This window comes from Pseudanabaena sp. PCC 7367, from assembly GCF_000317065.1.
GTDB classification, from domain to species: domain Bacteria; phylum Cyanobacteriota; class Cyanobacteriia; order Pseudanabaenales; family Pseudanabaenaceae; genus Thalassoporum; species Thalassoporum mexicanum.
The window spans coordinates 1,254,928-1,267,855 of record NC_019701.1 but is presented as its reverse complement, the minus strand read 5'-3'; the positions used below and the strand labels follow the sequence as shown (position 1 = coordinate 1,267,855).

Below are 12,928 nucleotides of genomic sequence, written 5' to 3'. Positions count from 1 at the left end.
GTATGGCTGGCTAAGAAACTTTTAGAAACTCTGTATTTACGCCCGATTCGCGCGTAAGCGAAATCTTGCCAGTGCGAGCCACCTCGCGGATGCCAAACTTTTGCAACATCTTGCCGATCGCCACGATCTTACCGGGATCGCCGACCACCTCGATCGTGAGCGAATCATCCGACACATCCACTACCCGCGACCTGAAAATCTGGGCAATTTCAATAATTTCCGATCGCGTCGATGGTCCCGCATTCACCTTGATCATCATCAACTCGCGCTCGACACAGGGGATCTGGGTCAGATCGCGCACTGTAATTACATTGATCAGCTTATTGAGCTGTTTGACAATTTGTTCGATTACACGATCGTCACCGGGGACAACCATCGTAATCCGCGAGAGGCCATTTTGCTCGGCGCTGCCAACGGCCAAGCTCTCAATATTAAAGCCCCGACGGGCAAACAAACTGGCAATGCGGGTAAGAACTCCTGCTTCATCTTCAACGACAACAGAAATTGTGTGTTTCATGGTCACGGCTGGAAAAGGTAATTGCTAGAGATTTCAAGTTCAATGTTTTTGTGTTTATTAATCTTAAGTCTTAAACGCATGATTAATTGCACTGATTCCAAATCATATGGATAATGTGAATTTTATTGATCGATCGCACTGAAACTAAAAGCAGAGGAATGCGATCAAACACTCCCCTGCTCTAATTAGAAACTGCGATCAATCAATTTAACAATCGATGTGGCAATTTCTATAATCTAACTGTTAGAAAATCTAGAAAGTGCCACTGTGTCCAAATACATGCACTTCACCAGTGGATTGATCAAAGCGACCATCGATCGTAGTTTGGACTGTTGCCTTAACTGGATCAGGAACCGCAGTTTCAAAGGTGGATTGATAACCAATTACAATGCTGGTATCAAATACAACCGCAGTTTCAAGAATTTCAGTAGCAGGATCGAGATCGACTAACAAGGTTTCAAGCCCAGCATCAAAGACACCATTGGGATTGACATCTACCCAGAATTCACTAGAGGTGCTTTGAGAGATTGGATTCCAACCTTTATTCTTCTCTTGGAAGGTCATATTGAAAGAATCTAACAATACGAACTCGGCATCACTACTAGCATTGGTAATTTCAAAGTTACCAGTGAGCTGATCGCCGCTAGCCACCCCCGTAAGATTATCGATTTCAATACTGCGTTGGTTCTTTTGAACTACGTCAACTACAGCAGTATCAGAATCGGAAACCACATTGCCTTCCTCATCAGCACCAGTTGCGGTAGCAGTGTTGGTGGGGTCTTCCCAAGGATTGAGGCTGCCAGGAGCATAGGAAACATTGTAGTCAAAGCTGAACGACTCACCGGGAGCGAGCACAATGTCGCCGGTATCAGCAAGCAGATCGGTGGTGACAACTTCACCAGCTTCGGCAACGCCATTACCGTTGGCATCAATCCAAAGGTCATCCGACAATTCTGTAATGGTGAGTGTATCGAGGTCTGCGCCATCAACCGGACTTTCATTAGCGATCGTGACCGTATAAACCACATCACCACCGATGTCTTCACGAATGCTGGTTTGATCAGCAACCTTAGTTACCTCAATTACTGGCAGCTCGTCAACGGGGTCTGGATCTGGGTCGGGATCGGGAGGATCAAAGCCGATCGGCACATACCAAGCTGGATCTTCATCAAAGAAGCTATCGCCAGTATCAAATTCACCGTTGTCTGGATCGATGATGATAATCTCGTCCCCAGCAACGATCGCGGTATTAAGATGAACAACGTTTTCAAAGGGAGCAACAAAGACAAAATCGTCGTTGCTTTCACCTGGCGCTAGGAGCAGACCAAAGTCTTCACTAAAATCAGCGAATTGATCTTCAAATAATTCGGCGATTTCACCATAAAAGTTATCATCCAGGGTAATAAAGCCGATGTCTACAGTCCCATTGTTGGTGATCACAAACTTGAATTGTGGATCGATGCCATCTTGAATGTTTGGCGCATCCTGGATTGTATCAGCGTCTTCAAAAGTAACGCCACCATCAACTGAAACCAACTTTTCGACATCAAGATCAGGATCTGGCACTGGATCAGGATCTGGGTCTGGATCAGGATCTGGGTCTGGATCAGGATCTGGGTCTGGATCAGGATCTGGGTCTGGATCGGGATCTGGGTCTGGATCGGGATCTGGGTCTGGATCGGGATCTGGGTCTGGATCGGGATCTGGATCGGGATCTATTACACCGACTCCCCCAGATAGCTTGCTACTGTCTTCCATGTCTGGACCGACGCTTTGCAAGCGCAAGCCAAATCTTTGTTCTGAGAAGTCAGCCAGGGTTGCACCTTCAATTAAGAAGGTAGTGGCGTCATAAAAATCACCCTGAGCAGCACCAGTAGTACCGATCGCTACGCCACCGTCAAATGGCGCAGTGCCTTCACCAAGCAGGTTAGTACCACCGCCGACGCTAGTCACGTTATTAGGATCGAGCACTACCCCAGTAACTTCGCTACCGGAAACGCTTAACCCAGTGACGGCATCATTGGCAACATCAAAATAAACTGCAGTGATGTCACCTGCGGCGATCGACTCGTCTACATCAACAAATACTTCTACGCCACCATCAACTTCCATAAGAACAATCTCGGCAGCAGTATTTGCACCCGTAAATTCTTCAACCAGAAAAGTGGTGGTATCACCTATGGCCATTTAAGGATTCCCCCGAAAATTAAATTAATGGGCTAAATATGTTTGGACTAATCGATTAGTCTTGATTAAATTCAGTATTTTACTAGGGCAGTATTTTCAAGTAACCACTAGTAACAATACGTTTCCCTGTTATTAAGCAGTTAAACAGGATTAAATTTGCTTGCGCTTGAATTAAGCTTTCCCTAATTTCTGCTTATTGTGAACATGCGACTCAATCTTCTTGCAAAAGCTTTACATACCTAACAAACTTGTTAACTAAGAAGGCTTTTGACTTTGGCTCTCAGCTTAGTGACTCGCCCAAAATGTATCAGGGCTAACAGACGTTGGGTAAAGCTTGCTAGCTGAGCCATCGAGCTTAATCATAGGCTGATTCTCTTAATAAAAAGGTGGTGGATCAGGTGGATTTGGTGGGTTTTGGTGGGTTTTCGATCGGTACTATAATCAATATTTACTATTCATTGCCCCATAGAGAGATCTTTAAGATCAAACTAAATTTGATATGCGTGAGTTCGCCTTTTGTAACGCATTTACTAAATAGCCCCATCCCTGTAAAGGAAATGGAGCCGTTTCGATCGTTTCGGAGCTTGAAACATCCGAGATTGAAATTTTCCTGGCGATCGCCCCTGCGATTTGTAAGCCACTGGCCTATAATGTAATCCTGGTTAAATCAAAAACTGAATATTATTAGCGCAGACTAATTCTGGAGAGGTGGCAGAGTGGTTGAATGCGACGGTCTCGAAAACCGTTATAGTGAAAGCTATCGGGGGTTCGAATCCCCCCCTCTCCGTTCCAGAACTAAATTAATAACTAAATTAATATAGAGCCGATTGATATAATTAGCTCGATTGGCAATCTATATAATCACTCAAAAACCAGAGCCGCCTGGGACTATGTCTATAGTTCTGGGCTATCTTGCTTTTAATCTAAACTGCTAACTAATTAATAATTAAGATGCTTGCTGGGGTATCACAATCACAATCAGAATCGCGGAGGAGCTTGCGTAATTACTTAGATAACTTAGATGCCGATTTTGACTGTACTGATGTAACCCCCGCTTCAATGTCTGCCAGGGTTTTAATTGCCAATCGCTTCGCTTCCAACTTCCAGCCCCAACGCTGAATCAACACCGCCAGCGCAAAGCCGACTACGGTTGCTGCAAAGTCGATCGGTTGGCGCATGGAAATTCCCAATAGCAGACCTAAGCCACCCACACCCCAGAAGGGAAGGGCGATCGCCTGGCGGTTTTCTTCAATGATCTGGGCGATCGGGTTGGCGGAGATCTCGGCTTCGAGGCGATCGTGGATTGCTTTTTGTTCGGGATAGGGCACGGCAAAACTATACTTGCGGCGCAGTTTTTCAATTTTGCGAGCTTCAGTGCTGTATTCGGTCAGCTCATCTTCTGCCATCACGATCAAGTGTTCTGCCTTATCCATTGTTTTCCTTTAATTTTGCTATTGGGATTTATTAACTGACTAATTAATAATTTAATTGCCACAATTATCCCAGGCGGCACGCTCAGGTTAATCTCTCTTTTTGCAGGGATCAGTCCTCTGGCTAAAGTGTGATTATATTTGCCTTACTAACTAACCTGGGTTCGACTTCCGGCTAAGCGATCGAATGAATCGTGATACTTTCAAACCTATTCAGGTTGACTCTCCAGCATGATGGAGGGTTTAGAATCAAACTAATTAAACCTAAATGAGGCCAAAAAGGGTTAATTTAATTGCATAACTTGCACCAATTAAAAATCCATCATGAATCTAAATCTCAAAGTGCCCGACATGGCTTGCTCAGCCTGTGCTGAAACAATTACCAATGCAATTGTGGCCATTGATTCTAGTGCCCAGATTACTGCTGATCTAACTACTAAGGAAGTGAGCATCGAAACTCAGCATCCTGAAGCTGATATTCGGACAGCGATCATCTCTGCTGGATATACGGTTGAATAGGTAATTAGCCATTAACCAGGGCGATCGCGGTGCTGTTTCTGCTTAGCTACTAAATCTCTCACCTTACAATTACATACCATGTCTAAGCTCACTCTCAAGCTTGGTGGCATGAGTTGTGCTGCCTGCGCTAATACAATCGAAAAGGCAATCCGCAATACCCCCGGTGTGATCGAGGGTCATGTCAATTTTGCGATGGAGCGATCGCAGGTTGAGTATGACCCCCAGCAAACCAATGCGATCGCCATTCAAGCGGCGGTAAGCGATGCCGGATATGAGGCGTTTGTGCTTAATGACTCTGGTGGTGAGCCGGAGACGGTAAAGGGAAGTAATCGACCGCAATCAGACCCAAGTGATGCTGAGGCCAGGTTTATGGCCAAGCAAAAAAAAGCGGCGCGTAGCCTCCAGCGTAAGTTAATCCTGGGGGCGATCGTCAGCAGCATTCTGGTGGTGGGATCATTGCCGATGATGACTGGTCTATCGATCCCGTTTATTCCCCAGTGGGCGCATAATTCCTGGTTGCAATTGGTGCTGACCCTGCCAGTGCAGTTCTGGTGCGGTGCGCCATTCTATCAAAATGCCTGGAAAGCCTTAAAACGTAAGTCCGCCACGATGGATACTTTGGTGGCATTGGGCACAAGTGCAGCATTTGGCTATTCTTTATTTGCAACCCTGATGCCGCAGTTTTTCACGGCGCAGGGCTTAAGTGCTGCGGTTTATTACGAGACTTCGGCGGTGGTAATTACGTTGATTTTATTGGGGCGATCGCTGGAACATCGTGCCAGGGGCAAAACTTCAGCGGCGATCCGCAAACTAATTGGGCTCCAGGCCAAAACTGCCCGCTTGTTAAAGGATGGCCAGGAAATAGACGTGGCGATCGAGCAGGTTCAGGTTGGCGATATTGTGCTGGTGCGACCTGGTGAAAAAATCCCCGTGGATGGTGAGTTGATTAAGGGTTCATCAAGCGTAGATGAAGCAATGGTGACCGGCGAGAGCTTACCCGTGCTTAAGCAAACTGGTGATCAGGTGATTGGCAGCACGATCAACAAAACTGGTAGTTTTCAATTCAAGGCTACCAAGGTTGGTAAAGATACTGTGCTGGCGCAGATCGTGAAATTGGTAGAAGCGGCGCAGGCTTCCAAAGCACCAATCCAGAAATTGGCCGATCGGGTGACGGGTTGGTTTGTGCCGGCGGTGCTATTAATTGCGATCGCCACTTTTATTACCTGGTTCAGCTTGACCGGGAATTTTACCAGGGCATTGATCGCCACGGTCGGCGTATTGATCATTGCTTGCCCCTGTGCATTGGGTTTGGCAACGCCCACTTCGATTATGGTGGGGACTGGCAAGGGGGCAGAGAATGGCATTTTAATCAAAACGGCGGATAGCTTGGAGTTGGCCCACAAAATCGATACGATCGTGCTGGATAAAACTGGCACGCTGACGATGGGCAAACCAACGGTGGCGGAATTTGTGGCCATAGACAATGGCGATCGGCTCAGGGTTCTCCAGTTCGCAGCGGCGATCGAACGACTTTCTGAGCATCCCCTGGCAGCAGCGGTGGTGGAATATGCCAAGCAAGAGTTAGAGACTATTGAGGAGCGAGAGGATCGGGGCTATGGGATCGATCGGCTGGAGATTAAAGACTTTGAGGCGATCGCAGGGCGTGGTGTCCAGGCCAAGATCTTAAATTCAAATAATTTAGATCATTTAGAGCTAGAAGTACAGAATGCATCCACGCAGCATGATCAACAATTAATCCAAATTGGCCAACAGCGCTGGCTTGAGGATCTAGGGATCGACACCGCGCCATTCACTAAATTTGCGCAAACCTGGCAGGATCTGGGCAAAACCGCGATCGCCATTGCCATCAACGGCAAACTCCAGGGCATGATTGCGATCGGTGATGCGCTCAAACCCACCACTGCCGAGGCGGTCAGAGCCTTGCAAAGGATGAAATTAGAAGTGGTGATGCTGACTGGCGATCATCAACAAACGGCAGCGGCGATCGCCCATGAAGTAGGCATCGATCGGATCTTTGCCCAGGTGCGCCCCGACCAAAAGGCCGAGAAAATTATTCAGCTTCAGCAAGAGGGCAAGATTGTGGCGATGGTGGGCGATGGCATCAATGATGCTCCGGCTCTGGCGCAAGCGGATGTGGGGATGGCGATCGGTACTGGTACAGATGTGGCGATCGCCACCAGTGATATTACGCTGATTTCTGGTGACCTGTTTGGGATCGTGGCAGCGATCAAACTAAGCCAGGCCACGATGCGTAATATTAAACAGAATCTATTTTTTGCCTTTGTCTATAACATCATTGGCATCCCCGTGGCGGCAGGAGTTTTTTACCCACTGTTTCACTGGCTACTGAATCCAATTATTGCGGGCGCAGCGATGGCGTTTAGCTCGGTGTCGGTGGTGACGAATGCGTTGCGATTGGGCAAAGTTAAGCTTGACAAGCACCCACTCAGGTCTAAAATCTAGATATCTCGATGCTCCAATCACCCTAGAAATTCCGCATCCCCGAAGGCGTGAGGCTATCTGTCATGAATACTGCTGACCCTGCAATCAATCCTGATCCGGCCAATACTACTGATCCCAATGCAACCAAGCCCCTATCCATCTCTCAATATCCCACCGAGGTGATGGTACACCAGCCCACGATCATTGCTGGTTTGCTAGATACTACGCGGGTGGCAGAAGTAACCGTAAAGGCAGAAGATCGTTTTCCATTACCAGTGGAGATCGACCCAGTGCAGGGGAAATGGAGCGTGAACTTAAGCCAGGGCTTTTTGAATCCTGGGGCGCGTTGGTTGGGGATTAAGGGCAGCGATCGCCAGGGTAATATACTCACCGAGGAAATCATTAGCATCAATGTGTTGCCCCTGTTGGCGACACTGACGGTGAAGCAGGATACGGTTTTTAAAAAATCTACGATCGACTCGACTTTGTTGCTGCCCCAGGAAAAGGCGGTGGTCAAAGAGGGCAAAATGCTGGTGCTGAAGCAATATGGGTTTGTGGATGGCCATTTAAAAGTAAAACTGCTGCAAGACATTGAGCCAGTTGGCAAGTTTGGTTTTTTCTATGGTCCCCACGTTGAACTCCATGCCCCAGCAATTCTGACCGTGGAGCATGACACCCTGTTTAAGGTTGCGGCGGCCAGTGCCAGCGAGCTTAGTGACGATCAAAAAACGGAGCTGGAAGCAGGCTATAGCTTTACCCTGGAGGGATATCGCCAGGAAGGTAATCACTACCGGGTGCAGCTAGATATGGCGATCGCCCCGGTGGGAGCCCAGGGCTATTTCTATGCCCCCCATGTGCGGATCGAGGAACCAGGTAAAGACGATACCCCCGATGGTGGTGGGGAGGTGCCGACCGAAAATACAATCCTGACTATCACCCATGACACCTATTTCAAGAAAACTACCGCCAATTCAACGGAGCTAGGGGATGGGGATAAGTTTTTGGTTAAATCCGGTTCTGCTTTCCGAGTGAAGGGTTATGCCTGTGGTAATGGCCATTTCAAGGTGCGGCTCTATAACCAGAAATATGCTGAAGGGGTGGTGGGCTATTTTTATTGGCAGCATGTACGCATGACCAAAGATGGCAAAGAGATCCCCTATAACCCGGATATGAAGACGATCACGATCAAGCAGGGAACTTTGTTTAAACAGCAACCGATCGCAGCGGGTGGTTTGGGTGGTAACCAGAAAGTAGAGCTAAAGGCGGGCGAGATTTTTGGCGTGAGCAGCTATGGCATTGATGACAATCACTACAAACTAGAGCTAACCGAAGCGATCGATCCGCTGGGTACATCAGGCTTTGTCTATCAGTCCCATGCCACCCTCAAGCAGGGTAATGAAGAAATTGATCCCGATCGGCGCGTATTGGGAGTGCCCTATTTCTCGCAACGGGATAATCCTCGTGATCCCTATACCACTTGTAATGTCACCGCGATCGGCATGATTCTGGCCTATCATGGCTTGCGATCCAAACGCAGTGGCCAACAATTAGAAGACGAGTTATATCAATGGATTATCGATCGCTATGGGGCAGGAGCCAGAACCGATAATTTTGCCCTCCAGCAGCTCTACCGTGCCTATGGCTTTGGTGGTGGGTTTGATGTGGCGCGTACCTGGTCACAGGTTGCCGCTGAGTTGGATGCCAATCGCCCCCTAACCGTGGGTGGCTATTTCACCGCTGGCGGACATATTATTACCGTGATTGGCTATGAACCACGGGGATTTGTGGTGCATGACCCCTACGGCGATGCCCGCACTGGCTATGCCAAAACCGAGGGGCGATCGCTAATTTATTCCTATAACTACATGCGTCAGATGTGTGGGCGCGATGGCGATGTGTGGGCGCATTTTATTGTGCCGAAATAGCAAGAATTAATAGCTGCGATCGCGGTTATGGGGCTGGCTATAGTTCAAATCAGGGCCGATCGGTATGATGCCGGTGGGGTTGATGGTTTTATGGCTGGCATAATAATGCTGCTTGATGTGATCCAGGTTCACGGTTTCGGCCACATCACCATATTGATATAACTCGCGCAGATAGTTAGACAGGTTGGGATAGTCGGCAATGCGCTGCTTATTACATTTAAAATGCCCCACATAAACCGGATCAAACCTGACCAGGGTGGTAAACAAACGCCAATCGGCTTCGGTCAGGCGATCGCCCACCAGATAACGTTGCTTACTCAATCTGGCTTCTAATTTGTCCAGGGCATCAAATAGCGAGGCGAATGCTTCCGCATAGGCAGCTTGGGTGGTCGCAAATCCACATTTATACACGCCGTTATTAATATTGTCATAAACAAATTCGTTGATCTCGTCAATCTCGGCTACCAGATCATCGGGGCAAAAATCCAGGTCATTGCTACTAAAGGCGGCAAATTCACGATTGAACAGGCGAATGATTTCCGCCGATTCATTATTCACGATCGTGCTGGTTTCTTTGTCCCACAGTACCGGCACCGTCACCCGCCCGGTGTAATCAGGCTGGGCTTTGGTATAGACCTGATGCAAATAACTAGCCCCATTAACCGAGTCAGCAATTACACCAGGGGCAGGGTCAAATGTCCAACCATGTTCCAGCATCAGGGGATTGACCACCGACACCGAAATTAGATCGGTTAATCCCTTGAGCTTACGGAAAATCAAAGTGCGGTGCGCCCAGGGACAGGCCAGCGACACATACAAGTGATAGCGATCGGCCTCCGCCTTGAACCCACCAGAGCCATCGGCAGTAATCTGATTACGGAAACTACTCGATTGCCGCACAAACTTACCACCGGTTTTGCTGGTGTCATACCACTGGTCGCGCCAAACTCCTTCAACCAATAACCCCATTTATTTATTCCCTTAGTTTTCTAGTCACCTAAAAATATCTTTTGAATTGATTACTGTAAACCCTTACGCATCCGATCGAGGGTTTCGAAGGTGTGGCGATCGAGCATGTGGCGGAGGGTTTGATCGCCAGCGCGAGTTTTGGGACGTTGGTGGCGTTGGATGCGGCGATTTGCAATTGATACTTCTTGTTCCAGGGCTTCAGCGGACATCCATTCTGCACCATAGCCAGTGGTAACTGTGTGCTGGGCGCGATCGGAAGTTACTACAATAACCCGTTTTAAATGCCGCAGCGGGTGGCGATGCAAACGGGCGCAGGTTTTTTCAATAAAGGTGTCGGCGGTCTGGCGATAATCGGTGTAGTGGAGTTTTAAATTTTTGGTAATTTTTTCAACTGCCGCAGGCGTAGCTTGATTATAGGCATCAAATACCAACGTGGTCTTATAGCCATGAAAATGAGCAAAGTTAGTCATGGCCTCGATAAGTTCACGGCGAGCCCGATCGAGACTAGCGGAGTTTTTGAGTTCCTTTAGCCATAACCAGGCACCGATTACATTGTAGGCATCCACCAGCATCTCTGGCGGATGGGCAGATTTAGACATCGTGGTAGCCAAGGATACATGGCATTATTTTGCCATTAATTTTATCCATGTGACTATACCTTAATGCACAAATCTGTTAGTAGATCTACACGATTTAGCTTAAGCAGTTTCAGTTTTTGGTAAGGATGAGGGATGCAGTAAAACTTCCGCCGAGGAGAGTTTCTCCACCATTTCGCCCGTAATCGTACAGCGGCGTACGTCCTTACGCGATGGTAATTCATACATCAAATCAAGCATCAATTGCTCAACGATGCCCCGCAACGATCTTGCGCCAGTCTTGCGACGATAGGCTTCCTTGGCGATCGCCGTAATGGCATCACTGGCAAATTCTAGCTCCACATTATCCATTCCCAACAATTTTTGGTACTGCTTCACCAGAGCATTACGTGGCTCGGTCAGGATCGAAATCAGGGTATTTTCATCCAGTGGCTCTACGCCTGCCAAAATCGGCACCCGGCCAATGAATTCTGGAATCATGCCAAACTTAACTAGATCTTCTGGCTGCACCTGCTTGAGCATATTGGCAGTGCGTTTTTCCTTGGGCATAGCTTCCATTTGTTGGATAAAGCCCATCGACTTTTTGCCCACCCGTTGCTCAACTGCCTTGTCCAAGCCGACAAATGCACCGCCGCAGATGAATAGAATATTTTTGGTATCGATCTGAATGCAGTCTTGATAGGGGTGCTTGCGTCCACCCTGGGGTGGCACATTGGCAACGGTGCCTTCCAGCATTTTTAACAGCGCTTGCTGTACACCTTCACCGGACACATCACGGGTGATCGAGGTATTCTCGCTCTTGCGGGCGATTTTATCAATTTCGTCGATGTAAATAATGCCGCGTTGGGCTTCTTCCACATCTAGATCGGCCACCTGCAACAGCCGTAGCAGAATGTTTTCCACATCCTCGCCCACATAACCCGCTTCAGTGAGGGTAGTGGCATCGGCAACCGCAAAGGGCACATCCAAAATCTCAGCTAGGGTCTGAGCCAGCAGGGTTTTACCACAGCCAGTAGGACCAATTAACAGGATATTTGACTTTTGTAATTCGATCGCATCTTCTGGGGTCTGGCCTTCCTCATCCAAGACGCTCAGGCGCTTGTAATGATTATAAACAGCCACTGAAAGCACTTTTTTGGCTTCATCTTGGCCAATTACATGCTCATCAAGATAACGCTTGATATCACGCGGTTTAGGAATTTGGCTCAGGCTACGTCCCTTGATCGATTTAGCTTTACGCTTTTCGGGTTGGGCTTCGCGGCGCTGAGTTGCCTGGGCTGAGGTGCCATTAAACAGCTCCTCATCTAGAATCTCATTACATAAATCCACGCATTCATCACAGATATATACGCCAGGGCCAGCAATTAATTTGCGTACCTGCTCCTGTGACTTACCGCAGAATGAACATTTGAGATGGGAGTCGTATTTGCTAGGCATAATAGGAATCTCATAGGCTACGCTGGTGAAAGCTGCCTGGCTGGGGCAGCTGGTTTGACTAAAACGGTATCAATTAAACCATATTCCTTTGCTTCGGCAGGCGACATAAAGAAATCTCGCTCAGTATCGGCTTCAATCCGATCGAGTGATTGTCCAGTATGCTCTGCCAGAAGTTGGTTCAGGGTGTTTTTATGGTAAAGAATTTCTTTGGCTTGAATTTCAATGTCAACGGCTTGCCCCCTTGCACCACCTAGAGGCTGATGGATCATAATCCGGGCATTGGGTAGTGCCATGCGCTTACCTTTGGCTCCAGCGGATAGCAGAAAAGCACCCATACTAGCCGCCAAGCCCATACAAATGGTGGACACATCTGGCTGAACATGTTGGAGCGTGTCATAGATCGCCATCCCCGCAGTTACAGAACCACCGGGGGAGTTGATGTAAAGGTAGATATCCTTTTCGGGATCTTCGGCTTCCAAAAATAGAAGCTGAGACATGATTAGGCTGGCCAGATTGTCATCAACCTGAGTACCCAAAAACACGATCCGTTCGCGCAAAAGGCGTGAGTAGATATCAAAAGCTCTTTCGCCGCGTCCCGATTGCTCAACTACCATAGGCACAATTTCGCCCTGGGTAGCCTGCAAGCCATGTAGGCTTTGGAGTCGCTGGGTGTGATGTAAACTTTGCAATTGATATGAGCCGGATTCTAGTTGCATAAAGTCGTGATTGGCAAAGCGATCAGTTTGAATAGTTAGATGGGGCTGGCAACGGCTGAGCTTTATAAATTTAGTTCAATCCAGCGATCGCAGCATTAGATTATTCTGACGATGACCGATCTCGATTTTGTCGATCTGTTTATGATGCGCTGAAAGTTATTATGCCCTA

Annotated in this window: 10 protein-coding genes and 1 tRNA gene; 4 read left to right on the top strand and 7 right to left on the bottom strand. The window is 48.0% G+C overall.

Features of this window, described 5'->3' with window-relative positions:
- Positions 1–10: 10 nt before the first annotated feature.
- Both ilvN and PSE7367_RS04870 read right to left on the bottom strand, forming a co-directional pair.
- A complete protein-coding gene (gene ilvN, locus PSE7367_RS04875) occupies positions 11–517 on the bottom strand; it encodes an acetolactate synthase small subunit (RefSeq protein ID WP_015164258.1) in 507 nt (168 codons plus the stop codon).
- A 252-nt stretch (positions 518–769) separates the two neighbouring features.
- Positions 770–2,704, bottom strand: a complete 1,935-nt coding sequence (locus PSE7367_RS04870; protein WP_015164257.1) for a COG1361 family protein — start codon at positions 2,702–2,704, stop codon at positions 770–772.
- Between the two features lie 702 nt (positions 2,705–3,406).
- Here PSE7367_RS04870 and PSE7367_RS04865 point away from each other — a divergent pair.
- A tRNA-Ser gene (locus PSE7367_RS04865) sits at positions 3,407–3,491 on the top strand.
- 217 nt (positions 3,492–3,708) lie between these two features.
- On the opposite strand, the gene PSE7367_RS04860 is transcribed toward PSE7367_RS04865, so the two are convergent.
- On the bottom strand, positions 3,709–4,137 hold the full coding sequence (locus tag PSE7367_RS04860) for a hypothetical protein (protein ID WP_015164256.1): 429 nt from the start codon (positions 4,135–4,137) through the stop codon (positions 3,709–3,711).
- A 321-nt stretch (positions 4,138–4,458) separates the two neighbouring features.
- Between PSE7367_RS04860 and PSE7367_RS04855 the strand changes: the two genes are divergently transcribed.
- From PSE7367_RS04855 to PSE7367_RS04845, 3 genes are all read left to right on the top strand, one after another.
- Positions 4,459–4,653 carry a heavy-metal-associated domain-containing protein gene (locus PSE7367_RS04855; RefSeq protein ID WP_015164255.1) on the top strand — a complete coding sequence of 65 codons (195 nt, stop codon included), beginning with the start codon at positions 4,459–4,461 and terminating at the stop codon, positions 4,651–4,653.
- 78 nt (positions 4,654–4,731) lie between these two features.
- Positions 4,732–7,137, top strand: a complete 2,406-nt coding sequence (locus PSE7367_RS04850) for a heavy metal translocating P-type ATPase (protein WP_015164254.1) — start codon at positions 4,732–4,734, stop codon at positions 7,135–7,137.
- A gap of 62 nt (positions 7,138–7,199) precedes the next feature.
- Entirely contained in the window at positions 7,200–9,041 is a 1,842-nt protein-coding gene (locus PSE7367_RS04845) for a C39 family peptidase (protein ID WP_015164253.1), read from the top strand.
- 6 nt (positions 9,042–9,047) lie between these two features.
- Here the strand turns inward: PSE7367_RS04845 and PSE7367_RS04840 are convergent, their stop codons facing one another.
- The 4 genes from PSE7367_RS04840 to clpP form a co-directional block, all read right to left on the bottom strand.
- Positions 9,048–10,010, bottom strand: coding sequence for a glutathione S-transferase family protein (locus PSE7367_RS04840; protein ID WP_015164252.1), 963 nt, complete (start codon positions 10,008–10,010; stop codon positions 9,048–9,050).
- Between the two features lie 50 nt (positions 10,011–10,060).
- Positions 10,061–10,609 carry an NYN domain-containing protein gene (locus PSE7367_RS04835; RefSeq protein ID WP_015164251.1) on the bottom strand — a complete coding sequence of 183 codons (549 nt, stop codon included), beginning with the start codon at positions 10,607–10,609 and terminating at the stop codon, positions 10,061–10,063.
- A 99-nt stretch (positions 10,610–10,708) separates the two neighbouring features.
- Positions 10,709–12,043, bottom strand: a complete 1,335-nt coding sequence (clpX, locus tag PSE7367_RS04830) for an ATP-dependent protease ATP-binding subunit ClpX (RefSeq protein ID WP_015164250.1) — start codon at positions 12,041–12,043, stop codon at positions 10,709–10,711.
- 17 nt (positions 12,044–12,060) lie between these two features.
- Positions 12,061–12,759: an ATP-dependent Clp endopeptidase proteolytic subunit ClpP gene (clpP, locus tag PSE7367_RS04825; RefSeq protein WP_015164249.1), complete on the bottom strand. Its 699-nt coding sequence runs from the start codon at positions 12,757–12,759 to the stop codon at positions 12,061–12,063.
- Positions 12,760–12,928: the final 169 nt, after the last annotated feature.